This is a genomic window from Streptomyces sp. DT190 (assembly GCF_049846985.1).
In the GTDB taxonomy this organism is placed as follows: Bacteria; Actinomycetota; Actinomycetes; order Streptomycetales; family Streptomycetaceae; genus Streptomyces.
In genome coordinates this window covers 1-321 of record NZ_JBNCNM010000088.1, presented here as the reverse complement: position 1 = coordinate 321, position 321 = coordinate 1, and the positions used below count along the sequence as shown (strand labels likewise).

Genomic DNA, 321 nt, shown 5'->3' with positions numbered 1-321 from the left:
GCTGCCGTCCGTGAGCGGCATCGACAGCACAGGATGCGCGGAGATCTCCACGAACACGCCGTGACCGTCCTGCAGCAGCCGCTCCAGCGCACGGTCGAAACGCACCGGCTGCCGCAGATTCCGGCACCAGTACCCACCATCCAACTCGGCCCCGGAGACGACCTCCTCGGTCACGGTCGAGTAGAAATCGATCTCCGGCGCTGTGGGTGCCAGGTCCGTGAAGCGTTCGGCAAGGCCCGGCAGGAGCGGGTCCATCTGCGCGTTGTGAGAGGCGTAATCGACGTTGATCTTCCGCGCATACACCCCGTCCGCCGACAACTG

1 protein-coding gene is annotated in these 321 nt (G+C 65.7%); it reads right to left on the bottom strand.

Annotated elements, in window-relative coordinates; all coding sequences use genetic code 11:
- Window positions 1-321 (bottom strand): acyltransferase domain-containing protein (locus tag ACPXCS_RS39720; protein WP_425952379.1); only part of this gene is annotated, 321 nt, incomplete at both ends.